This is a genomic window from Bradyrhizobium sp. 197, assembly GCF_023073375.1.
Classification (GTDB): domain Bacteria; phylum Pseudomonadota; class Alphaproteobacteria; order Rhizobiales; family Xanthobacteraceae; genus Bradyrhizobium.
This window is the reverse complement of record NZ_JADPJJ010000092.1, coordinates 49,393-70,350: the sequence shown is the minus strand read 5'-3', so window position 1 is coordinate 70,350 and position 20,958 is coordinate 49,393. Positions and strand designations below refer to the sequence as shown.

Genomic DNA, 20,958 nt, shown 5'->3' with positions numbered 1-20,958 from the left:
TCAGTGCGTTCGTTCTGCCATAAGCACCTCAAAGGCAATGACATTTTAAGGCCCGGTTGAAACGCCCCAGATCCTTGCGACGATTTTATGCAATCGGGCCAAGCGTCCGCATCACCCGTTTTGGCAAATTCGCGGTATTTAACGGCAAAGGAACCTTCTATAAGGTTGACCGTTAAGTCTCGTTCCCCCATCAGTCGCGGACAACAACCCATGACCTTTACGCTGCCCCCACTCCCCTACGCCTATGACGCCCTCGGGCAATTCATGTCGAAGGAAACGCTCGAATTCCACCACGACAAGCATCATCAGGCCTATGTCACCAACGGCAATAACGCGCTCAAGGGCACCGAATGGGAAGACAAGTCCCTTGAGGAGATCGTCAAGGGCTCGTTCGGCAAGAACCCCGCAGTGTTCAACAATGCCGGCCAGCATTACAACCACATCCACTTCTGGAGCTGGATGAAGCCCAATGGCGGCGGCACCAAGCTGCCGGGCAAGCTCGAGAAGAAGATCAACGAGGACCTCGGCGGCTTCGAGAAGTTCAAGACGGACTTCCAGGCGGCGGGCGTCGGTCAGTTCGGCTCGGGCTGGGCCTGGCTCCAGGTCAAGAATGGCAAGCTGGAGATCGCCAAGACCCCGAACGGCGAGAATCCGCTGGTGCACGGCGCCACCCCGATCCTCGGCGTGGACGTCTGGGAGCACTCCTACTACATCGACTATCGCAACCGTCGTCCGGATTATCTCAAGGCGTTCGTCGAGAACCTCGTGAACTGGGAATACGTCGAGTCGCTGTTCGACAAGGCCTGAGGCTTCACGCATTCCGCGGTCGGCTTTGCCGCTCCGGAATGACGGAATCGAAAAGGCGGTCGCATGCGCGGCCGCCTTTTTGCTTTGCGGAATTCGCGGTTCGCCTCGCATGGCTCTGCGCAGGGGGCGCAACGCTCCCGCCGCCGGTAATGTTTGCATCGCGAGGACGGCGTCCTTAATCAGGACGGGCATCACCCTCGAGCCGAACGAGCCCGTTGTCAGAACCTTCCCCGAAAGACCCGCCGCCCGCCGACGACGTGGAGTCCGAGCCGCGGCCGGGCCGCGTGCGCAAGCCGATCGGCTGGTCGACAATCATGATCGCGGTGCTGGTGGCAGTGAGCGCGGCGCTGGTCTGGCGGCGTGACGGCACCGACGGCGTTCTCGAAATTCTCACCCACGATCTCTCGCTGTTCGGCGGCATCCTGCCGCGGGTGCTGGCCGGCTGCCTGCTCGGCGCGTTCATCTCGGAAATCCTGCCGCACGAAAAGGTCTCGCGCGCGCTCGGGCCGAAATCCGGCCTGAAGGGCCTTCTGATCGGCACCGCCTTCGGCGCGATCCTGCCGGGCGGTCCCTTCACCGCCTATCCGGTGGCGAGCGCGCTGCTCGCCGTGGGCGCCGATTTCGGTGCCGTCATCGCCATGGTCGTGAGCTGGACCTTGATCGGCTATGGCCGGGCGGTGGCCTGGGAAATCCCGATCATGGGCACCGACTTCACGCTGTGGCGCATCATCATCTCGCTGCCGCTGCCGGTGCTCGCCGGCGCGCTCGGCCGCTTTGTCTATGTCCGGCTCTATCCGAAGCCGGCCATGAAGGACGACGAGACGTGAGCGCGGCGCTCTCATCGATATGCTGCTGTGGGGCTCGGTCTTCGGCGTCGGCCTGATCGCCTTCCGCCGCGGGCCTCCGGTGTTCAAGGCCTCGCTGCGCGAAGGCTCCATGGACTTCATCAACATCGTGCCGCGAATCGCGCTCGGGGTGATCGGCTCCGGCTACATCGCCGCCATCATCCCGCAGGAGGTGATCAGCGGCTGGCTCGGCCCCGATAGCGGCTGGCTCGGGGTCGCGACCGCCGTGGTTGCCGGGGCCGCGACGCCCGGCGGCCCGGTGATCGGTTTCTCCGTTGGTACGGTGGCGCTGAAGTCGGGCGGCGGCGTCCCGCAGGTGGTCGCCTATGTCGTCGCGTGGGCGCTGTTCGCCTTCCAGCGCGTGATCTTGTGGGAAATCCCGTTCATGCCGGCCCGTTTCGTCTGGTTCCGCTGCGCGGTTTCAGTGCCGTTCCCCTTCGTGGCCGCCGCCATCGCGATGGTGATCGGCAAGCCCTGAGCCGGGGCGTGGACAGGGGTAATGTTATAATATAACGTTCTCGGATGGTTCCCGCCGCGTCCCACACCCAGCCTCACGGCCACGCCCATGACCACGCCCATTCCCATGGGCATGACCATACGCACGCCCATGTCCATGACGCAGCAGTGCCGCATCCGGCCCAGGCGGCGCACTGGTCGATCCTGCGCATGACCATGGCCAGCCGCCTCGCGGCCGCGCTTGCCGTCTGCGCGGTGCTGTGGGGCATCGTGTGGCTGGCGATGAGGTGACGATGGCGGGACTGCATTTCCACAATGTCACGCTCGGTTATGACCGGCATCCGGCCGTGCACCACCTCAATGGTGAGGTCGCGCCGGGCGCGCTGCTGGCCGTGATCGGCCCGAACGGCGCCGGCAAGTCGACGCTGCTGCGCGGTATCGTCGGTATTCTCAGGCCGCTCGACGGCAGCATCCGTCTCGGCGGGCTCGACTCCCGCGATATCGCCTATCTGCCGCAGAGCGCGGAGATCGACCGCAGCTTCCCGATCTCGGTGCTGGACTTCGTCGGCACCGGGCTGTGGCGTGGGACCGGCCTGTTCGGCGGCATCGGCAAGGCCGCGCGCGAAAAGATCCTCCGCGCGATCGCTTCCGTTGGTCTCAACGGTTTCGAGAACCGCCCGATCGGCACACTCTCGGGCGGCCAGATGCAGCGCGTGCTGTTCGCGCGCGTGCTGCTCCAGGACGCGCGGCTGATCGTGCTGGACGAGCCCTTCAACGCCATCGACAGCAAGACCACGGTCGATCTGCTGGCGCTGGTGAAGCACTGGCACGGCGAAGGCCGCGCCGTGCTCGCCGCGCTGCACGACATGGAGATGGTGCGTAACCATTTCAGCGAGACGCTGGTGCTGGCGCGCGGCCCCGTGGCGTGGGGACCGACGGCGGAGGTTCTGACGCCCGAAAACCTGATCGTCGCAATGCGGATGTGCGAAGCCTTCGACGACAGCGCCGCCGCCTGTTCGGCCGATGATGCCCGCTCGCGGGCGGCTTGATATCCGATGATCTATGACGCGCTGATCGGCCCGTTCACCGAATTCGAGTTCATGCGGCGCGCGCTTGCCGCCGTCATCGCGCTGTCGTTCGCGGGTGCGCCGATCGGCGTGTTCCTGATGCTGCGGCGGATGAGTCTCGTCGGCGACGCCATGGCGCATGCGATCCTGCCGGGCGCGGCGGTCGGCTTCCTGCTGTCAGGTCTCAACCTGTTCGCGATGACGGCCGGTGGCTTGATTGCGGGATTTGCCGTCGCGATCCTCGCAGGCCTCGTCGCGCGCTCGACCGGGCTGAAGGAGGATGCCTCGCTCGCGACCTTCTATCTGGCCTCGCTGGCGCTGGGCGTGACCATCGTCTCGATCAAGGGCACCAATATCGACCTGCTGCACGTGCTGTTCGGCAACATTCTCGCGATGGACGACCAGACGCTGCTGGTCGTCGCCTTCAACGCCACAGTGACGTTGTTGGTGCTCGCGGTGATCTACCGGCCGCTGGTGATCGAGAGTGTCGATCCGCTATTTCTGCGCACCGTCAGTCGTGCCGGCGGACCTGCGCATCTCGCCTTCCTCGCGCTCGTCGTCATCAATCTCGTCAATGGCTTTCAGGCGCTTGGTACCCTGCTGGCGGTCGGCCTGATGATCCTGCCGGCCGGCATCGCGCGGTTCTGGTCGCGCGATCTCACGGTGATGATCTGCATTGCGGTCGTCGCTGCCGCCGTCTCCGGCTATGCTGGCCTCGTGCTGTCGTTTCAGACCCGCGTGCCGTCGGGCCCTGCGATCATTCTGGTGGCGAGCGCGCTCTACATGGTCTCCGTCCTGTTCGGCCGCGTCGGCGGTGTTGTCAGGCAGATGTTTCCCGGCCGGCATCTGGAAGCGTGACAGCGATGCGCTTCCTTCTGCTCTTTGCGTTGCTGCTGATCGCCTCGCCGTTGCACGCCGCGGAGCGGCTCAATGTCGTCGCGAGCTTCTCTATCCTCGGTGATTTCGTCCGCAATGTCGGCGGCGACCGGATCAATCTGACGACGCTGGTCAGCGCCGACAGCGACGTCCACGTCTACACGCCGGCGCCAAGTGATGCGAAGCGGATCGCGGACGCGAAACTGGTCATCGTCAACGGGCTCGGCCTCGAGGGCTGGCTGCCGCGCCTGGTGCAATCCTCCGGAGCCAAGGCGGAGGTGGTCACCGCAAGCGCCGGCATCGCGCCGCTGAAGCTCGGCTCGGCCGCGGATCCGCATGGCTGGCAGTCCGTTCCCAACGCCAAGATCTACGTCACCGGCATCGCCGATGCGCTGGCTGCGGCCGACCCCGACGACGGGGAATTCTTCCGCGCCCAGGCAAAGGCCTATCTGGAAAAGCTCGAAATGCTCGACCGCGAGGTCCGCGAGGCCCTTGCCAAGATCCCGCCGGAGCGGCGCAAGGTGATTTCGACCCATGACGCCTTCGGCTATTTCGCCGCCGAATACGGCGTCCAGTTCATCGCGCCCCTGGGCGTCTCCACGGAAACCGAGCCCAGTGCGCGGGACATCGCTACCATCATCAGCCAGATCAAGGCCCAAAAAATCCCGGCCGTGTTCCTGGAAAATATCAGTGACGACCGGCTGATCCGGCGGATCGCGGCGGAGACCGGCTCAAAAGTCGGCGGGACCCTGATTTCGGACGGTTTGACCGGCGAAAAGGGGCCTGGACCCACTTACATTGATATGGTCAGGCACAATATAAAGGCCCTGACCAGCGCGCTTGACCACTAGGGCAGGGGCCACCCCGCCTCGCGTCGCGCGTAAAGCCCGAAGTCCGGAGTTGTTATGTCTGAAGCGACCTCTCAGAAAATTCCCGTGACCGTCCTGACCGGCTATCTCGGTGCCGGCAAGACCACGCTTTTGAACCGCATCCTGTCGGAAAACCACGGCAAGAAATACGCGGTCATCGTCAACGAATTCGGCGAGATCGGTATCGACAACGACCTCATCATCGGCGCCGATGAGGAAGTGTTCGAGATGAACAACGGCTGCATCTGCTGCACCGTGCGCGGCGACCTCGTGCGCATCCTGGACGGGTTGATGAAGCGCAAGGGCAAGTTCGACGCCATCATCGTCGAGACCACCGGCCTTGCCGATCCGGCGCCCGTCGCCCAGACCTTCTTCGTCGACGAGGACGTGCAGAAGAACGCGCGGCTCGATGCGGTCGTGACGGTTGCGGACGCCAAATGGCTGTCCGACCGTCTGAAGGACGCGCCCGAGGCCAAGAACCAGATCGCCTTTGCCGACGTCATCGTGCTGAACAAGACCGATCTCGTCACCAAGCCCGAGCTTGCCGAGGTCGAGGCCCGCATCCGCGGCATCAACCCCTATGCGAAGCTCCATCGCACCGAGCGCTGCTCGGTAGCTTTGGCCGACGTGCTTGATCGCGGTGCGTTCGACCTCGACCGCATCCTCGACATCGAGCCGGATTTCCTGAAGGCCGATGGTGATGACCATGACCATGATCATCACGGGCATGACCATCACCACCATGATCACGGCCACGGCCTGAAGCATTATCACGACGAGGACATGCAGTCGCTCTCGCTCAAGACCGACAAGCCGCTTGACCCGAACATGTTCATGCCCTGGCTCCAGAACCTGGTGCAGGTGGAGGGTGGCAAGATCCTGCGCTCCAAGGGCATCCTCGCTTTCCATGACGATGACGACCGCTACGTCTTTCAGGGCGTCCACATGATGCTGGAGGGCAACCACCAGCGGAAGTGGAAGGACGGCGAGCCGCGCGAGAGCCGCCTCGTCTTCATCGGCCGCGAATTGCCCCAAGATCTCATTCGCCAGGGTTTTGAGAGCTGCATCGTCTCGTGATGAAAGAGTTCACGCCGGCCCCCGATTCCGCCTCGATCGTCTCCGTCACCGACCGCGTCAAGCCGGTTGCGCTCGGCATGGGCGTGACCGCGGCCCATTTCCTTGGCGACCGCGCCGCCTTCGTCGGCGGCGAGGAGAACGTCGCGTTCGTGGATGGCCAGGGCGAGATCAGCACGGTCGCCGTGCACAGCGGCGGCATTCTCTCGACCGCTTCCGACGGCAAGCGCCTCGTGATGGGCGGCGACGACGGCAAGGTTGTGTCGCTCGACGCCAAGGGCGCGGTGACGCTGCTTGCGACCGACCCGAAGCGGCGCTGGATCGATGCGGTGGCGCTGCATCCGGACGGTGCCTACGCCTGGTCGGCCGGCAAGACGGCTTTCGTCAAGAGCGGCAAGCAAGAAGAGAAGTCGATCGATGTGCCCTCGACCGTCGGCGGGCTTGCGTTCGCACCGAAGGGCCTGCGGCTCGCGATCGCCCATTACAACGGCGCGACGCTGTGGTTTCCCAACATGGCGGCGTCGGCCGAATTCCTGCCCTGGGCCGGTTCGCATCTCGGCGTCACCTTCAGCCCGGACAACAAATTTCTGGTCACCACGATGCATGAGTCAGCGCTGCACGGTTGGCGGCTCGCCGACAACAGGCACATGCGCATGACCGGCTATCCCGGACGCGTCCGCTCGATGTCGTGGAGCGCGGGCGGCAAGGCGCTGGCGACCTCGGGCGCCGACACCGTGATTCTGTGGCCGTTCGCCAGCAAGGACGGCCCGATGGGCAAGGAGCCTGCGATGCTCGCGCCGTTGCAGGCCCGCGTGTCGGTGGTTGCCTGTCACCCCAAGAACGACATCTTGGCCGCCGGCTACAGCGACGGCACCGTGCTGATGGTGCGGCTGGAGGACGGCGCGGAAATCCTGGTTCGCCGCAATGGCACCCCGCCCATGGCTGCGCTCGCCTGGAACGCCAAGGGGACTCAGTTGGCGTTCGCGGATGAAAATGGGGACGGCGGGCTTCTGGAGCTTTAAGCCGTCATCGTTCTGACCGTAGATGGGGCCATGCGGTTTCTAACGACCTTCCAGATTGCAGACTTTGCCGACACGCTGGTCAGCCTGTTCACGGCTTTCGTGCTGGGCACGCTGATCGGTGCCGAGCGGCAGTATCGCCAGCGCACCGCGGGCCTGCGCACCAATGTGCTGGTCGCGGTCGGCGCCGCCGCCTTCGTCGATCTCGCGATGCACCTGACCGGCGCTGACGGTGCGGTGCGGGTGATCTCCTACGTCGTCTCCGGCATCGGCTTCCTCGGCGCCGGCGTCATCATGAAGCAGGGGATGGATGTGCGCGGGCTCAATACCGCGGCGACGCTGTGGGCTTCGGCCGCGGTCGGCTCCTGCGCTGGCGCCGACATGGTCGCGCAGGCCGCGGCGCTGACGGTGTTCGTGATTGCCGGCAACACCATGCTGCGCCCGCTGGTCAACGCCATCAACCGCATCCCGCTGAACGAGAAGGCCTCCGAGGCGACCTACTACTTCAAGCTCGCGGTCGCGGCCGACGTCTTGCCCGACATGCGCGACCGCCTGGTCGAGAAACTCGAGGCCGCAAAATATCCGGTAGCCGACGTCCACGTGGTCGAGATCGGCGACGACATTCTGGAGATCGTCGCAAAGCTGGTCGCGACAGCGGTCGATCCTAACGAACTGAACACGGCGGCGACCGATCTCCAGCACTTGCCCGGCGTGCGGCATGCGACGTGGGAAGTCAGCACCACGGAGTAAGCGCGGCGTTTTGGCTCAGGGGCGGCAGGTTCCCGCCTTTCCGGCAGCGGAACCGGGGTGGGGCAAGTTCGTTGATACCGCGGACAACTGCGGTGATCGATATGACCGGCAATAGTGACAAGCGCAGACTGAAGTTCGACCTGATCATCGCGTGCTCGCTGTTCGCAGCAGGCGTCGTGGTGTCAGGCATGTCGCTGGCGCAAATCCGCGCCGAGATCCGCATGCAGACGGCGCAGGCGACGCAGCCACTCCAGGGCGCGCCGTCGGACGATCAGAACAAGCCTGCGGAAGCCAGGCCCGGCGGTAATCGGCCGACCACGCCGGCCCCGGAGCCCGCGCGGCCCGATCCTCAGACGCAAGGCGCGGCGGGCGCGGCTAAGCCAGCGTTGCCGCCGGCACCTGCCGAGAAGATCGCGCCGCCGATCAAAGAGAAATAGCGAACTCGTAGTTGCAGCGTCATGGCCGGGCTTGTCCGGACAAGCCCGGGCATGACGGCTGGGTTGTCACCGCACCAGAACATTCCGGAACTGCCACGGATCGCTCGTGTCGATGTCCTCCGGAAACAGTCCCGGACGATCCGTCAGCGGCGTCCAGTCGGTGTAGAAACCCTTTACCGGGCCGAGATACGGAATCTGGATCTCCAGCAGACGATCGAAATCCATCTCGTCGGCTTCGACGATGCCTTCGTTCGGGTTTTCCAGCGCCCACACCATGCCGCCGAGCACGGCGGAGGTCACTTGCAGGCCGGTGGCGTTCTGATACGGCGCAAGCTTGCGGGTCTCTTCGATGGAGAGCTGCGAGCCGTACCAGTAGGCATTGTTGTCATGGCCGAACAGCAGCACGCCGAGTTCGTCGATGCCGTCGACGATTTCGTTCTCATCGAGGATGTGGTGCTTTTCCTGCATCTTCGCTGCGCGGCCGAACATTTCATGCAGCGACAGCACGGCGTCGTCAGCCGGATGATAGGCGTAGTGGCAGGTCGGCCGATAGATTGCCGTGCCCGATCCGTCACGCACCGTGAAGTAATCGGAGATCGAGATCGACTCGTTGTGGGTGACGAGGAAGCCGTACTGCGCGCCGCGGGTGGGGCACCAGGTGCGCACGCGCGTGTTGGCGCCGGGCTGCATCAGATAGATGGCGGCGCCGCAGCCGGCTTCGTGAGTGTGCGCGTTCTCGGGCATCCATTTTTCATGGGTGCCCCAGCCGAGCTCGGACGGCTGCACGCCTTCCGACAGGAAGCCTTCCACCGACCAGGTGTTAACGAAGACATCAGGCTCTTTCGGCGTCTTGGAGCGCTGGGTGTCGCGTTCGGCGATGTGGATGCCCTTGATGCCAGCCTGCCGCATCAGATCCGCCCATTCGGCTTTGGTCTTCGGCTTGGGAGCATTGAGCTTCAGATCCGCGGCGACGTTGAGCAGCGCCTGCTTGACGAAAAAGGAGACCATGCCGGGATTGGCGCCACAGCAGGAGACGGCCGTCGTCGAGCCCGCGCGGCGCGCCTTCTTGGCGGCCAGCGTTGCTTCGCGAAGGGCGTAGTTGGAGCGCGCTTCCGGGCCCTTCGACGAATCGAAATAGAAGCCGAGCCAGGGCTCGTTGACGGTGTCGATGTAAAGAGCGCCAAGTTCGTTGCAGAGCTCCATGATGTCGGTGGAGCCGGTATCGACCGAGAGATTGACGCAAAAGCCCTGGCCGCCGCCTTCAGTGAGAAGCGGGGTCAGCAGGTCGCGATAATTGTCCTTGGTCACGCCCTGCTGGATGAATTTTACATTGTGCTTCTCGCAATGTGCCTTGCGGCCCTCGTCCTTGGGATCGATCACGGTGATGCGCGACTTGTCGTAATCGAGATGCCGCTCGATCATCGGCAACGTGCCTTTGCCGATGGAGCCGAAGCCGACCATGACGACAGGACCGGTAATCTTCGCGTAGATCTGCGAGGCGGGACTCATGGGATGGTTTCTCCGGAAAGTACTGGCAGACAAGGGGTGAGGGATGGATCAGGCGCCGCGGCGCTTCGCGGTCACTTCGATCTCGACCTTCATCTCGGGCTTGTAGAGTGCCGAGACGACGAGAAGCGTTGCGGCCGGGCGAATATCGCCGAGGACTTCGCCGCAGACGGCGAAGTGTGCGTCTGCGTCCTTGATGTCGGTGATGTAGTAGATCGCGCGGACGATGTCGGCCATCTCGAATCCGCCCTCCTTCAGGGCAGCTTCGATGGTCTTGAAGCAGTTGCGTGACTGGCTCGTGACATCGGCCGGCATCGTCATCGTGGTGTAGTCGTAGCCGGTGGTTCCCGCGACGAAAGCGAACTCGCCGTCAATCACGGCGCGGCTGTAGCCGGCGGTCTTCTCGAACGGGGAGCCGGTGGAAATCAGGCGACGGGACATCGGTTCAGCCTCGACTGAAAGGGGCGTTTCCGCGGGTTAAAGGGCGTTTCTCGGGCCCGCGCAACCCCAAAGGGGCAGGCGTCAGCGCGGGCGTGGGCACGACCGCGGCTTGGGTCGTCGCCAAGACGGCAATCCCTTAAGCCGCGTGCGCCTGGAGAGCGCGAGCCGCCCGGCGTTTGGGCAAGGCCGCGCCGGTCGGGACGATCATCCCGGCAGCGCCGTCCAGCGCGCCCGTCGTGAATTCGATCGCCAGCAGGCGGTCGCGCTCGAACGGGCCGGGCAGCGACAGCTCGCCAGTCTTCGCGGGTGAGAAGCCGAAGCGGGCGTAATAAGGGGCGTCGCCGAGCAGGATCACAGCGGCATGCCCGCGCGCCCGGGCGGCGGCCAGCGCTTGATGCATCAGCGCGGCGCCGATCCCGAGCTGGCGGCAGGCAGGGTCCACCGCCAGCGGTCCGAGGACCAGAGCGGGCCTGCCTCCAGCGCTGACGTGCCACAGCCGCACGGTTCCCACGAGCGTCCCTCCGCGCATTGCCGACAGGGCAAGCCCCGCGGCTGGTGCGCGTCCGTCGCGCAGGCGCTGGCAGGTGCGGCCATGGCGGTTCTCGCCAAAGCTGGCATCCAGCAGCGCTTCACGCATCGCAACGTCGGCAGCACGCTCGCTGCGGATCGCGAACGGAGCGGCTTTCGAAGAGAGGTCAACCTGTGTCTTCCGAAGAGCAGTCATGGCGCGTCAGTCCCCGCTTGAACCGACGTGCGAGAAGCACGCCTGTCCAAGACGTCGTCAGATCGAAATGTCAGGGAGGGAGCCGGCAAGCCGGCTCCCGGGTTCGTCAGGCCTCAGATCAGAGGCGGATCAGATGTGGCAAATCAGATGTGGTAGGTCTTCAGCGGCGGGATGCCGTTGAACGCCACCGCCGAGTAGGTCGACGTATAGGCCCCGGTGCCTTCGATCAGCAGCTTGTCGCCGATCTCGAGCGTGACGGGAAGCGGATACGGGTTCTTCTCGTACAGCACGTCGGCGCTGTCGCAGGTTGGCCCAGCGAGCACGCACGGCGTCATGTCCGCACCGTCATGCGGGGTGCGGATGGCGTAGCGGATCGACTCGTCCATGGTCTCGGCGAGACCGCCGAACTTACCGATGTCGAGGTAGACCCAGCGCACCTCGTCCTCGTCGCTCTTCTTCGAGATGAGCACGACCTCGGATTCGATGATGCCGGCGTTGCCCACCATGCCGCGGCCCGGCTCGATGATGGTCTCCGGAATCTGGTTGCCGAAGTGCTTGCGCAGCGCGCGGAAGATCGAGCGGCCGTAGGTGACCACCGGCGGCACGTCCTTCAGGTACTTGGTCGGGAAACCGCCGCCCATGTTGACCATGGTCAGGTTGATGCCGCGCTCGGCGCAGTCGCGAAACACCTGCGAGGCCATCGCCAGCGCACGGTCCCACGCCTTCACCTTGCGCTGCTGCGAGCCGACATGGAAGGAGATGCCGCACGGCTCCAGGCCCAGACGCTTGGCGACGTCGAGCACGTCGACGGCCATCTCCGGGTCGCAGCCGAACTTGCGCGACAGCGGCCATTCGGCGCCGGCGCAGTCATAGAGGATGCGGCAGAACACTTTCGCGCCGGGCGCGGCACGGCCGACCTTCTCGACCTCGGCGACGCAATCAACCGCGAACAGCCGAATGCCGAACGCGAAGGCGCGCGCGATGTCGCGCTCCTTCTTGATCGTGTTGCCGAAGGAGATGCGGTCGGGCGTCGCACCGGCGGCCAGCGCCATCTCAATCTCGGCGACCGTCGCGGTGTCGAAGCAGGAGCCCATGGACGCCAGCAAAGCCAGCACTTCCGGCGCCGGGTTGGCCTTGACGGCATAGAACACGCGGCTGTCGGGCAGCGCCTTGGCAAAGGTCTGGTAATTGTCGCGCACGACTTCGAGGTCGACGACGAGGCACGGCTCGGTGTCGAGGCCATCCTTGCGGCGGTTGCGCAGGAATTCCTGGATACGATCGGTCATAGCACTCTCCCAAACGGCCCAGCGACGGGATCCGTTCAAAAAATGACGTCGGATAAGAGCGCTCCGGCCAGATCGCGCGATGGAGGCGCGACGAGCCAAAGACTCACATCAGACTGTGCTGCCGTGGATTGGTTGGGAAATGTTCCCGCCCGCACACCTGGCAATGAAGGACAAGCCTTTTCAGTAGCCCGCGCCGGCGTTGGAATGCCGGTAGAGACCAAAAAAGCCCGATCCGTCGTTGCTTTAAGTCGCGTCCCCCGTTGAGAGCGGGGTGCGCCGGTTCGCCTCCGGCTGCCAGTCACGGTTGCAAAAAGTGAAGTCACCTTCGACAAGGCATCTCTTTGAGAGAGATGCTGGACGCTCCGGGTTTGCTCAGGCCTCGCGACCTCCGCACTTCCGAAGAGCCCCTCGGCTTCTTCACCCCTTGGCGGCTGTCCGGCCTCTTGTCCGGATACCTACCGACTGACACACGACCACAGGCACGTGCGAAATTGGGCAATCCGCAAATAGGTGTTTTGACTCTGGTTCGCAAGAGATTTTTTAGGCTGAGAACAGATTTGCCTAACATCTGCTTGCGCAGTATTGCGCGAGCAGCGCGAAAGATGAACGCGCGTTAAGTTTTCTGCGCGCGCGTGTCCCTCGCGCGCGTGAGAAGCGTCAGCTGCGCTTCGTGAAGGGCTCGACGCGCTGAGCCGCGCGGATGAAGGCGGTCATCACGAGCACGCCGAGCGCGAACAGCGCGGCCTGAAGGATGTGTGCGCCCTGGTCGCCGAGCCCGAACAGGATCGCGAGCGCCCATCCGCCGGCAAACGCCGCGCCGAACACTTCGGCGCCGATCAGGATGGCCGCGCTGATGACAGTGATGACGCTCGGCCAGACGATCCGACGGGAAGACGAGGAAGGCGCGTTCATGAGCTCAGGGGTCCCTAGGCTTGGAGGGCCGCAATCTCCTCGAAAAGGCGGCCGGGAGCAAGGGCAAATGGCCCAAAAAAGCCCCATCGCGTGCTATAGCTGGCCGCAACAATTCAGGCTCGAAAATCGGGACGTGTGATGTCAGAACCCCGCCAAACTACGGACTCCGAGACCAACCCGCTGCTGAAGGCCTGGGTGACACCGTTTGCGACCCCGCCTTTCGACGAGGTCAAGCCGGAGCACTTCCTCCCGGCCTTCGAGCAGGCCTTCGCCGATCACTCCGCGGAGATCGCGGCGATCACCAATGATCCGGCCGCAGCCGACTTCGCCAACACCGTCACGGCGCTGGAGCGCTCGGGCAAACTGCTCAGCAAGGTCGCTTCCGTCTTCTACGACCTCGTCTCGGCGCATTCCAATCCGGCCATCCTGGAGATCGACAAAGAGGTTTCCTTGCGGATGGCGCGGCACTGGAATCCGATCATGATGAACGCCGTGCTGTTTGGCCGCATCGCCCATCTGCACGAGAACCGCGCCAATCTCGGTCTGACACCGGAACAGCTCCGCCTGCTCGAGCGCACCTACACCCGCTTCCACCGCTCGGGCGCTGGCCTCTCCGAAGAGGCCAAGACGCGGATGGCGGAGATCAACGAGAGGCTCGCACAACTCGGCACCAGCTTCAGCCATCATCTGCTCGGCGACGAGCAGGAGTGGTTCATGGAGCTCGGCGAAGCCGACCGCCAGGGCCTGCCGGAGAGTTTTGTCGCCAGCGCCAAGGCTGCGGCAGAAGAACGCGGCATGGCCGGCAAGGCCATCGTCACCCTGTCGCGCTCCTCGGTCGAACAGTTCCTGAAGAGCTCTGCCCGACGTGACCTGCGCGAGAAGGTCTACAAGGCTTTCACCGCGCGGGGCGACAACGGCAATTCCAACGATAACAACGCGACCATCGTCGAGGTCCTGAAGCTGCGCGAGGAAAGCGCCAATCTCCTGGGTTACCCGACCTTCGCGGCCTACCGGCTCGAGGATTCCATGGCCAAGACGCCGGAAGCGGTGCGGGGCCTTCTGGAGCGGGTCTGGAAGCCGGCCAGGGCGCGCGCTCTTGCCGACCGCGACGACATGCAGGCGCTGATCACGGAAGAGGGCGGAAATTTCAAGCTCGCCTCCTGGGATTGGCGCTTCTACGCCGAAAAGCTGCGGCTTCAGCGGGCCAATTTCGACGACGCTGCGATCAAGCCGTATCTCGCGCTCGACCACATGATCGCCGCCGCCTTCGACTGCGCCACGCGCCTGTTCGGCATCACCTTCGCCGAGCGCAAGGACGTTCCGGTCTGGCACCCGGATGTTCGGGTCTGGGAGGTGAAGGGCAAGGACGGCAAGCACAAGGCGCTATTCTATGGCGACTACTTCGCCCGGACGTCGAAACGCTCCGGCGCCTGGATGACCTCGCTGCGCGATCAACAGAAGCTCGACGGCGAGGTCGCGCCACTGATCCTCAACATCTGCAACTTCTCCAAGGGCGCAGGCGGGGAACCCTCGCTGCTGTCGCCCGACGATGCCCGCACGCTGTTCCACGAGTTCGGCCACGCCCTGCACGGCATGCTCTCCAACGTGACCTATCCGTCGCTGTCGGGCACCTCCGTGTTCACCGACTTCGTCGAACTGCCGTCGCAGCTCTACGAGCACTGGCAGGAGCGGCCCGAGGTGCTGCAGCAATTCGCCCGCCACTACCAAACCGGCGAGCCGCTGCCGGACGATCTGCTGCAACGGTTCCTTGCCGCGCGAAAATTCAACCAGGGCTTTGCCACGGTCGAGTTCGTCTCCTCGGCGCTGGTCGATCTCGAATTCCATACCCAGCCGGCCTCCGCCGCGCAGGATGTCCGCGCCTTCGAAAAGAAGGAGCTGGAGAAGATCGGCATGCCCGAGGAGATCTCGCTGCGCCACCGGCCGACCCAGTTCGGTCACATCTTCACCGGCGATCATTATGCCGCGGGCTATTACAGCTACATGTGGTCGGAGGTGATGGACGCCGACGCCTTCGGTGCGTTCGAGGAGGCCGGCAACATCTTCGATCCTGAGGTCGCCAAGCGCCTGCACGACGACATCTACTCCTCGGGTGGATCGGTCGATCCTGAAGTTGCCTATGAGGCGTTCCGCGGTCGCCCGCCGGAGCCGGACGCGCTGCTGCGCCGCCGCGGTCTGCTCGACGACGCAAAGGTCGCCTGATGGGCATGCGTGCCCTGTTCGGACTGCTGCTCGCCATCGCCCTGTCGCTTGCGGCAGGAACGGCGAGCGCGCATCCGCATGTCTGGATTACGGCGACGAGCGAGCTGCTCTACGCTGAGGACGGCACCATCACCGGCGTCCGCCACTCCTGGACGTTTGACGACATGTTCTCGGCCTATGCGGTGCAAGGGCTCGAGAGCAAGACCAAGGGCGCCTATACGCGCGAGGAGCTCGGGCCGCTGGCGCAGACCAATGTCGAATCGCTGAAGGAATACGCCTACTTCACCTTTGCGCGAGCCGACGGCAAGAAGGAGCGATTCCAGGAGCCGGTCGACTACTTCCTCGACTACAAGGATACGGTCCTGACCCTGCACTTCACGCTGCCGCTGAAGAATCCGGTCAAGCCCAAGCAATTGGTGCTCGAAGTGTTCGACCGCTCCTTCTTCATCGACTTCCAGATGGCCAAGGACAATCCGGTCAAGCTGGTCGGCGCTCCCGCCGGCTGCCAGATGAAGCTTGATCGGCCCAGTGACGGCTCCGCCACCGCCCAGAAGCTCAACGAGCAGACCTTCATGAACGGCGAGAACTCGAATTTCGGCATGATGTTCGCCAACAAGATCACGGTGGATTGCCCTTGAAGCCGCAACTCCCCCCGCTCGCCCGCGGGCTGCTCGCCTGCGCCGCCGTTGTGCTGGTCGCGGGCGTGGTCGATGCCGCGCTCCACGATCTCCTCGCGCAAAACCCGTTCGGCGAGCCGCGCACCACCCAGCCAGCAGCCTCCGAGGCCAACGGCGTCATCGGCTGGCTCCTGGCAAAACAGTCGGAATTCTATCGCCAGATGTCGGCGACGATCCGCGCCGCGAAGTCCGACGGCTCGGCCGTATGGACGCTGCTCTTCATCTCGTTCGCCTATGGCATCTTCCACGCAGCCGGCCCCGGCCACGGCAAGGCGGTGATCGCCTCCTATCTCGTCGCCAATCGTGAGACCGCCCGGCGCGGCATCGTGCTGTCGTTTGCCTCGGCGCTGATGCAGTCGCTGGTGGCAATCCTGATCGTCGGCGTCTCGGCCTGGGTGCTGAATGCGACCGCCAAGACCATGTGCAAGGCGGAAGGCGCGATCGAGATCGCAAGCTATGCCCTGATCGCGCTGTTCGGCCTGCGCCTGGTCTGGGTCAAGGGCCGCACTTTCATCCGTGCCCTCCAGGCGGTTCAGCCGGTGCCGGCGATCGCGGGCGTGCCGCATGACCACCATGATCACGGCCACCATCATCACGACGCGCATGATCACCGACCCCATGATCACAGTCACGACCACGCGCACGCCCATCATCACCACGAGCATGACCACGTCCATGACGAGCATTGCGGCCATTCCCACGGTCCCACGCCGAGCGAGCTCGCCGGCCCCGGTGGCTGGGGACGCGGCTTCGGCGCGATCCTGACCGTCGGCATCCGTCCCTGTTCGGGCGCGATCCTGGTGCTGGTGTTCGCGCTGGCCCAGGGTCTGTTCTGGGCGGGCATCGCCGCGACCTTGCTGATGGGGCTCGGCACCGCGATCACGGTCGCCGCCATCGCGGTGGTCGCCGTCTCCGCCAAGGACATCGCCGCCCGCCTCAGCGCCGGGCGCGACGGCGGTGGCGCGCTGTTCATGCGCGGCATCGAATTCGCCGCCGCCGGCCTCGTGCTGCTGTTCGGCGCGGGTCTGTTGTTGGGTTACATCGCGGCCGAACGGACGACGTGTTTCTGAGCAAGACTCTCGTGCCCCGGACGCAGCGCAGCGTCCCTTCGACGGTGCGCTGCAGAGTCGGGGCCCATGTCTCCATAGGGTAGCGGGTGGCCTTCTGGGTCCCGGCTCTGCGGAGCAGCGCAAGCGCGCAGCACCGCGTCCGGGACACGGCGCGTCACACCGGCAGAAACCGCTTCAACACCGGCATGAAGAAGATCCCGAGATTGATCGCAAAGCCGATGCTCCAGAGGATCGAGCGCAGCGTCGGGCGGTTGCCGAGATAGGTCAGCACATAGGCAATCCGTACGATCAGGAACAGCGCCGCGAGCTCGTCGATCAGGCGCTGCGGCGAATCCCTGTATTCGGCGAGCAGCACCGCGAAGGCGAAGAACGGAAAGGTCTCGATGCCGTTCTGGTGCGCGCCGAGCGCGCGCTGCGCGATGGCGTCCTGATAGAAGGCGGGATCGCGCGGCCGCGAATTGTCGAAGCCGCGAAATCTGATCCATTTGATCGAGCCGATCGTTAACAGATAGAGCAGCAATGCTCCAAAGACGCACCATTCCGCGAGCGTCATCTTTCCTCCCCCCGCTTGAGTGCGACCCTAGCGAAACAGGCCTCATCTTGACAAGTTCGGAGCAACGCGCGACCCAACGATACATGACGACAATTGCCACCATCGCAGCCGCGAAGCAGGCCGTCCGGTCCGGTCTGCCGCGCGTCGGCGTGCTGCTGGTCAATCTCGGCACGCCTGATACGGCCGATGCGCCGGGCGTGAGGGTCTATCTCAAAGAGTTCCTTTCGGACGCCCGCGTCATCGAGGATCAGGGCTTGATTTGGCAGCTCGTGCTGAACGGCATCATCCTGCGCACCCGCCCCCGCGCCAAGGCGCGCGACTATCTCAAGATCTGGAACACCCAGAGGAACGAGTCGCCGCTCAAGACCATCACGCGCTCGCAGAGCGACAAGCTCGGAGCCATGCTGTCGGACCGCGACCACGTCACGGTGGAGTGGGCGATGCGCTACGGCAATCCCTCGATCAAGTCGGGCGTTGATGCGCTGATCGCGAAGGGCTGCGATCGCATCCTTGCCGTACCTCTCTATCCGCAATATTCCGCCGCGACATCGGCCACCGTCTGCGACGAGGTGTTTCGCGTGCTTGCGCGGCTGCGCGCGCAGCCGACGCTGCGGGTGACACCGCCTTACTATGAGGACGAAGCCTATATCGAGGCGCTCGCCACCTCGATCGAGACGCATCTGGCGAGCCTGCCGTTCAAGCCGGAGCTGATCGTCGCCTCATTCCACGGCATGCCGAAGGCCTACGTGGACAAGGGCGATCCTTATCAGGGCCAATGCGTGGCCACGACGGAGGCGCTGCGACGCCGGCTCGGCATGGACGAGACGAAACTGCTGCTGACGTTCCAGTCGCGCTTCGGATTCGACGAGTGGCTCCAGCCCTACACCGACAAGACCATGGAGCGTCTGGCGAAAGAGGGCGTGCGCCGGATCGCGGTCGTGACGCCCGGCTTTTCCGCCGACTGTCTGGAGACGCTGGAGGAGATCGCGCAGGAAAATGCCGAGATATTCAAGCACAATGGCGGCGAGCAGTTTTCCGCGATCCCCTGCCTCAACGACAGCGATCCCGGCATGGATGTGATCCGGACGCTGGTGCTGCGCGAGCTTCAGGGCTGGATCTGAGGAGCGCCCCATGAACCGCCGCGAGATTCTGGCGCTCCTTGGGATGACCGCAGCGCTGCCGGCTTCAGCGCTGGCGCAGCAGCCGAATGCGACGCGGCGGCTCGGCGTGCTCTCGGTCACTGCGGCCGACGATGGGATCGGGCAGACGCGAAGCGCCATCCTGGTCGAGGCGCTCGCCGGCCATGGCTGGAAGGAGCACGCCAGCCTCAAGATCGATTGGCGTAACGGCGGCGGCGACCGCGCGCGCATCGCGCAACTCGCCGACGAACTCGTGGCGCTCAAGCCCGACATCCTGCTTGCGGTCGGAACGCCCTCGGTGGAGGAGCTGCGCCGGCGCACCACGACGATCCCGATCGTGTTCGCCGTCGTCACCGATCCCGTCAGCCAGGGCTTCGTCCAGAATCTCGCCCATCCCGGCGGCAACGTCACCGGCTTCACCGATTACGACGGCCCGCTGGCCGGCAAATGGCTGGAGATGCTGACGCAGGTCACGCCAAAACTGTCCCGTGTCTTCGTCGTCTACAATCCCGCCACCGCGCCGTTCGCGCCGCTGATGCTGCGCACCATCGAGGACGCGGGCCGCGCGCTCCATGTGACGGTGGAGCCTGCGCCCGTGCACGACACCGCCTCGATCGCCGCGCTGGCCTCGCGAAAGGACGGCGGACTGCTGGTGCTGCCGGACTTCTTCACCATGGCCAACCGCGCGCACCTCCTGGCGGCGATCGGTGAAGCGGGCGTGCCGGCAGTGTTCTGGAGCCGCACCTTCGTCGACGAGGGCGGGCTGATGTCCTACAGCACCGACAGTGCCGAGCAGCTCCGCCGCGCCGCCTCCTACATCGACCGCATCCTGAAGGGTGCGCAAGCGGCCGACCTCCCGGTCCAGAATCCGACCAAGTTCGAGCTGGCGATCAACTTGAAGACGGCCAGGGCAATCGGCGTCACGCTTCCGCCAAGCCTGCTCGCAACCGCGAACGAGGTCATCGAATAGAATTCGGCTGCGACCGCTGGCATGGCTGAATTCGTTAACGTCCGCCGCTAGGTCTGCGCCTGCACGCTTTCAAGAGCGCCTCGCAAATACATAATCGCGGCCATTCCCTCTCCCTGCGTCTTGTGCAGAATCGCGCCAATGCCGACGTGAGTCGCGACCGCTGAACCGGTGGGGTCGCATTCCCGACCAATGACAGCGCGGGAAAGACCTTTTCCCGCCTCGGAGGAAATATGAGCGGTTTCGACATTTTCGCGATTGTTCTGGTTTTGCTCGTCATCGTCACGCTGGTTGCCGGCGTGAAAACGGTGCCGCAGGGCTATGACTGGACCATCGAGCGGTTCGGCAAATACACCCAGACGCTGAGCCCCGGGCTCAATCTGATCGTGCCCTATTTCGATCGCGTCGGGCGCAAGATCAACATGATGGAGCAGGTGATCTCGATACCTGAGCAGGAGGTGATCACCAAGGACAACGCCACGGTCACGGTCGACGGCGTCGCCTTCTTCCAGGTATTCGATGCCGCGAAGGCGAGCTACGAAGTCTCCAATCTGGAGCAGGCGATCATCGTGCTGACCATGACCAATATCCGTTCGGTGATGGGCTCCATGGATCTCGACCAGGTGCTGTCGCATCGCGATGAGATCAACGAGCGCCTGCTGCGCGTCGTCGACGCCGCGGTCTCGCCGTGGGGTCTCAAGGTCAACCGCATCGAGATCAAGGACATCGTGCCGCCCGCCGATCTCGTCGAGGCGATGGGCCGGCAGATGAAGGCCGAGCGCGTCAAACGCGCCGATATTCTCGCGGCCGAAGGCCAGCGCCAGTCCGAGATCCTGCGTGCAGAGGGCGCCAAGCAGGGCCAGATTCTCCAGGCCGAAGGCCGCAAGGAAGCCGCGTTCCGCGACGCCGAGGCCCGCGAACGTTCCGCGGAGGCCGAGGCCAAGGCGACGCTTGTGGTATCGGAAGCCATTGCCAAGGGTGATATCTCCGCGTTGAACTATTTTATCGCGGACAAGTATATCAAAGCGTTCGGGCAGCTGGCCGACTCGCCGAACCAGAAGATCATCATGCTTCCGGTCGAAGCGATGAGCATGCTGGGTTCGCTCGCCGGCATCGGCGAGATCGCGAAGGCGACGTTCGGCGAAAGCGCGGCGTCCGCGGCCGCTGCCGTTCGCCGCGGCGGTTCGGTGCCGTCGTCCAGCCTCACGCCGCCGGCGGTGCCGCCGCGGCAGGGATAGTCACAGCGCATCCCCCGGAAACGCG

The 20,958-nt window shown here is 64.5% G+C and carries 23 protein-coding genes; 17 read left to right on the top strand and 6 right to left on the bottom strand.

Annotation, left to right across the window (positions count from 1 at the left end; genetic code table 11):
* Nucleotides 1–210: 210 nt before the first annotated feature.
* The 11 genes from IVB27_RS20730 to IVB27_RS20680 all read left to right on the top strand — a co-directional run bounded on the left by IVB27_RS20730 (nucleotide 211) and on the right by IVB27_RS20680 (nucleotide 8,200).
* On the top strand, nucleotides 211–807 hold the full coding sequence (locus IVB27_RS20730; RefSeq protein ID WP_247445116.1) for a superoxide dismutase: 597 nt from the start codon (nucleotides 211–213) through the stop codon (nucleotides 805–807).
* Between the two features lie 215 nt (nucleotides 808–1,022).
* On the top strand, nucleotides 1,023–1,634 hold the full coding sequence (locus tag IVB27_RS20725) for a permease (protein ID WP_247445115.1): 612 nt from the start codon (nucleotides 1,023–1,025) through the stop codon (nucleotides 1,632–1,634).
* A gap of 19 nt (nucleotides 1,635–1,653) precedes the next feature.
* Entirely contained in the window at nucleotides 1,654–2,130 is a 477-nt protein-coding gene (locus IVB27_RS20720) for a hypothetical protein (protein ID WP_247445114.1), read from the top strand.
* 44 nt (nucleotides 2,131–2,174) lie between these two features.
* Nucleotides 2,175–2,399 (top strand): hypothetical protein, encoded by a 225-nt coding sequence (locus IVB27_RS20715; protein ID WP_247445113.1) that lies wholly within the window; start codon nucleotides 2,175–2,177, stop codon nucleotides 2,397–2,399.
* A 2-nt stretch (nucleotides 2,400–2,401) separates the two neighbouring features.
* The gene (locus tag IVB27_RS20710) at nucleotides 2,402–3,157 is read left to right on the top strand and encodes a metal ABC transporter ATP-binding protein (protein ID WP_247445112.1); all 756 of its coding nucleotides are present in this window, start codon (nucleotides 2,402–2,404) and stop codon (nucleotides 3,155–3,157) included.
* A 6-nt stretch (nucleotides 3,158–3,163) separates the two neighbouring features.
* Nucleotides 3,164–4,033 (top strand): metal ABC transporter permease, encoded by an 870-nt coding sequence (locus IVB27_RS20705; RefSeq protein ID WP_247445111.1) that lies wholly within the window; start codon nucleotides 3,164–3,166, stop codon nucleotides 4,031–4,033.
* Between the two features lie 5 nt (nucleotides 4,034–4,038).
* The gene (locus tag IVB27_RS20700; protein WP_247445110.1) at nucleotides 4,039–4,902 is read left to right on the top strand and encodes a metal ABC transporter solute-binding protein, Zn/Mn family; all 864 of its coding nucleotides are present in this window, start codon (nucleotides 4,039–4,041) and stop codon (nucleotides 4,900–4,902) included.
* 54 nt (nucleotides 4,903–4,956) lie between these two features.
* Nucleotides 4,957–5,997: a CobW family GTP-binding protein gene (locus IVB27_RS20695; RefSeq protein ID WP_247445109.1), complete on the top strand. Its 1,041-nt coding sequence runs from the start codon at nucleotides 4,957–4,959 to the stop codon at nucleotides 5,995–5,997.
* Complete coding sequence (locus IVB27_RS20690; protein ID WP_247445108.1) at nucleotides 5,997–7,016, top strand: WD40 repeat domain-containing protein; 1,020 nt, start codon at nucleotides 5,997–5,999, stop codon at nucleotides 7,014–7,016. Before IVB27_RS20695 ends, IVB27_RS20690 begins: the two co-directional genes overlap by 1 nt.
* 30 nt (nucleotides 7,017–7,046) lie before the next feature.
* On the top strand, nucleotides 7,047–7,763 hold the full coding sequence (locus IVB27_RS20685; protein ID WP_247445107.1) for an MgtC/SapB family protein: 717 nt from the start codon (nucleotides 7,047–7,049) through the stop codon (nucleotides 7,761–7,763).
* Nucleotides 7,764–7,864: 101 nt separating this feature from the next.
* Nucleotides 7,865–8,200, top strand: a complete 336-nt coding sequence (locus IVB27_RS20680; protein WP_247445106.1) for a hypothetical protein — start codon at nucleotides 7,865–7,867, stop codon at nucleotides 8,198–8,200.
* Between the two features lie 66 nt (nucleotides 8,201–8,266).
* On the opposite strand, the gene IVB27_RS20675 is transcribed toward IVB27_RS20680, so the two are convergent.
* The 5 genes from IVB27_RS20675 to IVB27_RS20655 form a co-directional block, all read right to left on the bottom strand.
* On the bottom strand, nucleotides 8,267–9,709 hold the full coding sequence (locus IVB27_RS20675; RefSeq protein WP_247445105.1) for a homospermidine synthase: 1,443 nt from the start codon (nucleotides 9,707–9,709) through the stop codon (nucleotides 8,267–8,269).
* A 48-nt stretch (nucleotides 9,710–9,757) separates the two neighbouring features.
* On the bottom strand, nucleotides 9,758–10,147 hold the full coding sequence (locus IVB27_RS20670; RefSeq protein ID WP_247445104.1) for a RidA family protein: 390 nt from the start codon (nucleotides 10,145–10,147) through the stop codon (nucleotides 9,758–9,760).
* 136 nt (nucleotides 10,148–10,283) lie between these two features.
* Nucleotides 10,284–10,871, bottom strand: coding sequence for a GNAT family N-acetyltransferase (locus IVB27_RS20665; protein WP_247445103.1), 588 nt, complete (start codon nucleotides 10,869–10,871; stop codon nucleotides 10,284–10,286).
* Between the two features lie 143 nt (nucleotides 10,872–11,014).
* The gene (locus IVB27_RS20660; RefSeq protein ID WP_247445102.1) at nucleotides 11,015–12,157 is read right to left on the bottom strand and encodes a type III PLP-dependent enzyme; all 1,143 of its coding nucleotides are present in this window, start codon (nucleotides 12,155–12,157) and stop codon (nucleotides 11,015–11,017) included.
* Nucleotides 12,158–12,814: 657 nt separating this feature from the next.
* Nucleotides 12,815–13,069 (bottom strand): hypothetical protein, encoded by a 255-nt coding sequence (locus tag IVB27_RS20655; protein ID WP_247445101.1) that lies wholly within the window; start codon nucleotides 13,067–13,069, stop codon nucleotides 12,815–12,817.
* 138 nt (nucleotides 13,070–13,207) lie between these two features.
* Here IVB27_RS20655 and IVB27_RS20650 point away from each other — a divergent pair, with 138 nt between their 5' ends.
* From IVB27_RS20650 to IVB27_RS20640, 3 genes are read left to right on the top strand one after another with little or no spacing between them, the layout of a single operon-like run.
* Complete coding sequence (locus IVB27_RS20650; RefSeq protein ID WP_247445100.1) at nucleotides 13,208–15,289, top strand: M3 family metallopeptidase; 2,082 nt, start codon at nucleotides 13,208–13,210, stop codon at nucleotides 15,287–15,289.
* On the top strand, nucleotides 15,289–15,927 hold the full coding sequence (locus IVB27_RS20645; protein ID WP_247445099.1) for a DUF1007 family protein: 639 nt from the start codon (nucleotides 15,289–15,291) through the stop codon (nucleotides 15,925–15,927). The genes IVB27_RS20650 and IVB27_RS20645 overlap by 1 nt, the downstream gene beginning before the upstream one ends.
* On the top strand, nucleotides 15,924–17,036 hold the full coding sequence (locus tag IVB27_RS20640; RefSeq protein WP_247445098.1) for a nickel/cobalt transporter: 1,113 nt from the start codon (nucleotides 15,924–15,926) through the stop codon (nucleotides 17,034–17,036). Before IVB27_RS20645 ends, IVB27_RS20640 begins: the two co-directional genes overlap by 4 nt.
* Nucleotides 17,037–17,190: 154 nt before the next feature.
* On the opposite strand, the gene IVB27_RS20635 is transcribed toward IVB27_RS20640, so the two are convergent.
* Nucleotides 17,191–17,589: an MAPEG family protein gene (locus tag IVB27_RS20635; protein ID WP_247445097.1), complete on the bottom strand. Its 399-nt coding sequence runs from the start codon at nucleotides 17,587–17,589 to the stop codon at nucleotides 17,191–17,193.
* 83 nt (nucleotides 17,590–17,672) lie between these two features.
* Between IVB27_RS20635 and hemH the strand changes: the two genes are divergently transcribed.
* The 3 genes from hemH to IVB27_RS20620 all read left to right on the top strand — a co-directional run bounded on the left by hemH (nucleotide 17,673) and on the right by IVB27_RS20620 (nucleotide 20,933).
* A complete protein-coding gene (gene hemH, locus IVB27_RS20630; protein WP_247445096.1) occupies nucleotides 17,673–18,710 on the top strand; it encodes a ferrochelatase in 1,038 nt (345 codons plus the stop codon).
* Between the two features lie 10 nt (nucleotides 18,711–18,720).
* A complete protein-coding gene (locus IVB27_RS20625; protein WP_247339652.1) occupies nucleotides 18,721–19,698 on the top strand; it encodes an ABC transporter substrate-binding protein in 978 nt (325 codons plus the stop codon).
* A gap of 230 nt (nucleotides 19,699–19,928) precedes the next feature.
* Nucleotides 19,929–20,933: an SPFH domain-containing protein gene (locus IVB27_RS20620; RefSeq protein WP_247445095.1), complete on the top strand. Its 1,005-nt coding sequence runs from the start codon at nucleotides 19,929–19,931 to the stop codon at nucleotides 20,931–20,933.
* Nucleotides 20,934–20,958: the final 25 nt, after the last annotated feature.

Bases quoted from the DNA above. Each gene is read 5' to 3' on its own strand.
- IVB27_RS20685 (WP_247445107.1), top strand. From the start codon at position 7,047: ATGCGGTTTCTAACGACCTTCCAGATTGCAGACTTTGCCGACACGCTG.
- IVB27_RS20710 (WP_247445112.1), top strand. From the start codon at position 2,402: ATGGCGGGACTGCATTTCCACAATGTCACGCTCGGTTATGACCGGCAT.
- IVB27_RS20645 (WP_247445099.1), top strand. From the start codon at position 15,289: ATGGGCATGCGTGCCCTGTTCGGACTGCTGCTCGCCATCGCCCTGTCG.
- IVB27_RS20625 (WP_247339652.1), top strand. From the start codon at position 18,721: ATGAACCGCCGCGAGATTCTGGCGCTCCTTGGGATGACCGCAGCGCTG.
- IVB27_RS20680 (WP_247445106.1), top strand. From the start codon at position 7,865: ATGACCGGCAATAGTGACAAGCGCAGACTGAAGTTCGACCTGATCATC.
- IVB27_RS20715 (WP_247445113.1), top strand. From the start codon at position 2,175: ATGGTTCCCGCCGCGTCCCACACCCAGCCTCACGGCCACGCCCATGAC.
- IVB27_RS20670 (WP_247445104.1), bottom strand. From the start codon at position 10,147: ATGTCCCGTCGCCTGATTTCCACCGGCTCCCCGTTCGAGAAGACCGCC.
- IVB27_RS20695 (WP_247445109.1), top strand. From the start codon at position 4,957: ATGTCTGAAGCGACCTCTCAGAAAATTCCCGTGACCGTCCTGACCGGC.
- IVB27_RS20655 (WP_247445101.1), bottom strand. From the start codon at position 13,069: ATGAACGCGCCTTCCTCGTCTTCCCGTCGGATCGTCTGGCCGAGCGTC.
- IVB27_RS20660 (WP_247445102.1), bottom strand. From the start codon at position 12,157: ATGACCGATCGTATCCAGGAATTCCTGCGCAACCGCCGCAAGGATGGC.
- IVB27_RS20650 (WP_247445100.1), top strand. From the start codon at position 13,208: ATGTCAGAACCCCGCCAAACTACGGACTCCGAGACCAACCCGCTGCTG.
- IVB27_RS20665 (WP_247445103.1), bottom strand. From the start codon at position 10,871: ATGACTGCTCTTCGGAAGACACAGGTTGACCTCTCTTCGAAAGCCGCT.
- IVB27_RS20620 (WP_247445095.1), top strand. From the start codon at position 19,929: ATGAGCGGTTTCGACATTTTCGCGATTGTTCTGGTTTTGCTCGTCATC.
- IVB27_RS20675 (WP_247445105.1), bottom strand. From the start codon at position 9,709: ATGAGTCCCGCCTCGCAGATCTACGCGAAGATTACCGGTCCTGTCGTC.
- hemH (WP_247445096.1), top strand. From the start codon at position 17,673: ATGACGACAATTGCCACCATCGCAGCCGCGAAGCAGGCCGTCCGGTCC.
- IVB27_RS20690 (WP_247445108.1), top strand. From the start codon at position 5,997: ATGAAAGAGTTCACGCCGGCCCCCGATTCCGCCTCGATCGTCTCCGTC.
- IVB27_RS20700 (WP_247445110.1), top strand. From the start codon at position 4,039: ATGCGCTTCCTTCTGCTCTTTGCGTTGCTGCTGATCGCCTCGCCGTTG.
- IVB27_RS20635 (WP_247445097.1), bottom strand. From the start codon at position 17,589: ATGACGCTCGCGGAATGGTGCGTCTTTGGAGCATTGCTGCTCTATCTG.
- IVB27_RS20720 (WP_247445114.1), top strand. From the start codon at position 1,654: ATGCTGCTGTGGGGCTCGGTCTTCGGCGTCGGCCTGATCGCCTTCCGC.
- IVB27_RS20705 (WP_247445111.1), top strand. From the start codon at position 3,164: ATGATCTATGACGCGCTGATCGGCCCGTTCACCGAATTCGAGTTCATG.
- IVB27_RS20730 (WP_247445116.1), top strand. From the start codon at position 211: ATGACCTTTACGCTGCCCCCACTCCCCTACGCCTATGACGCCCTCGGG.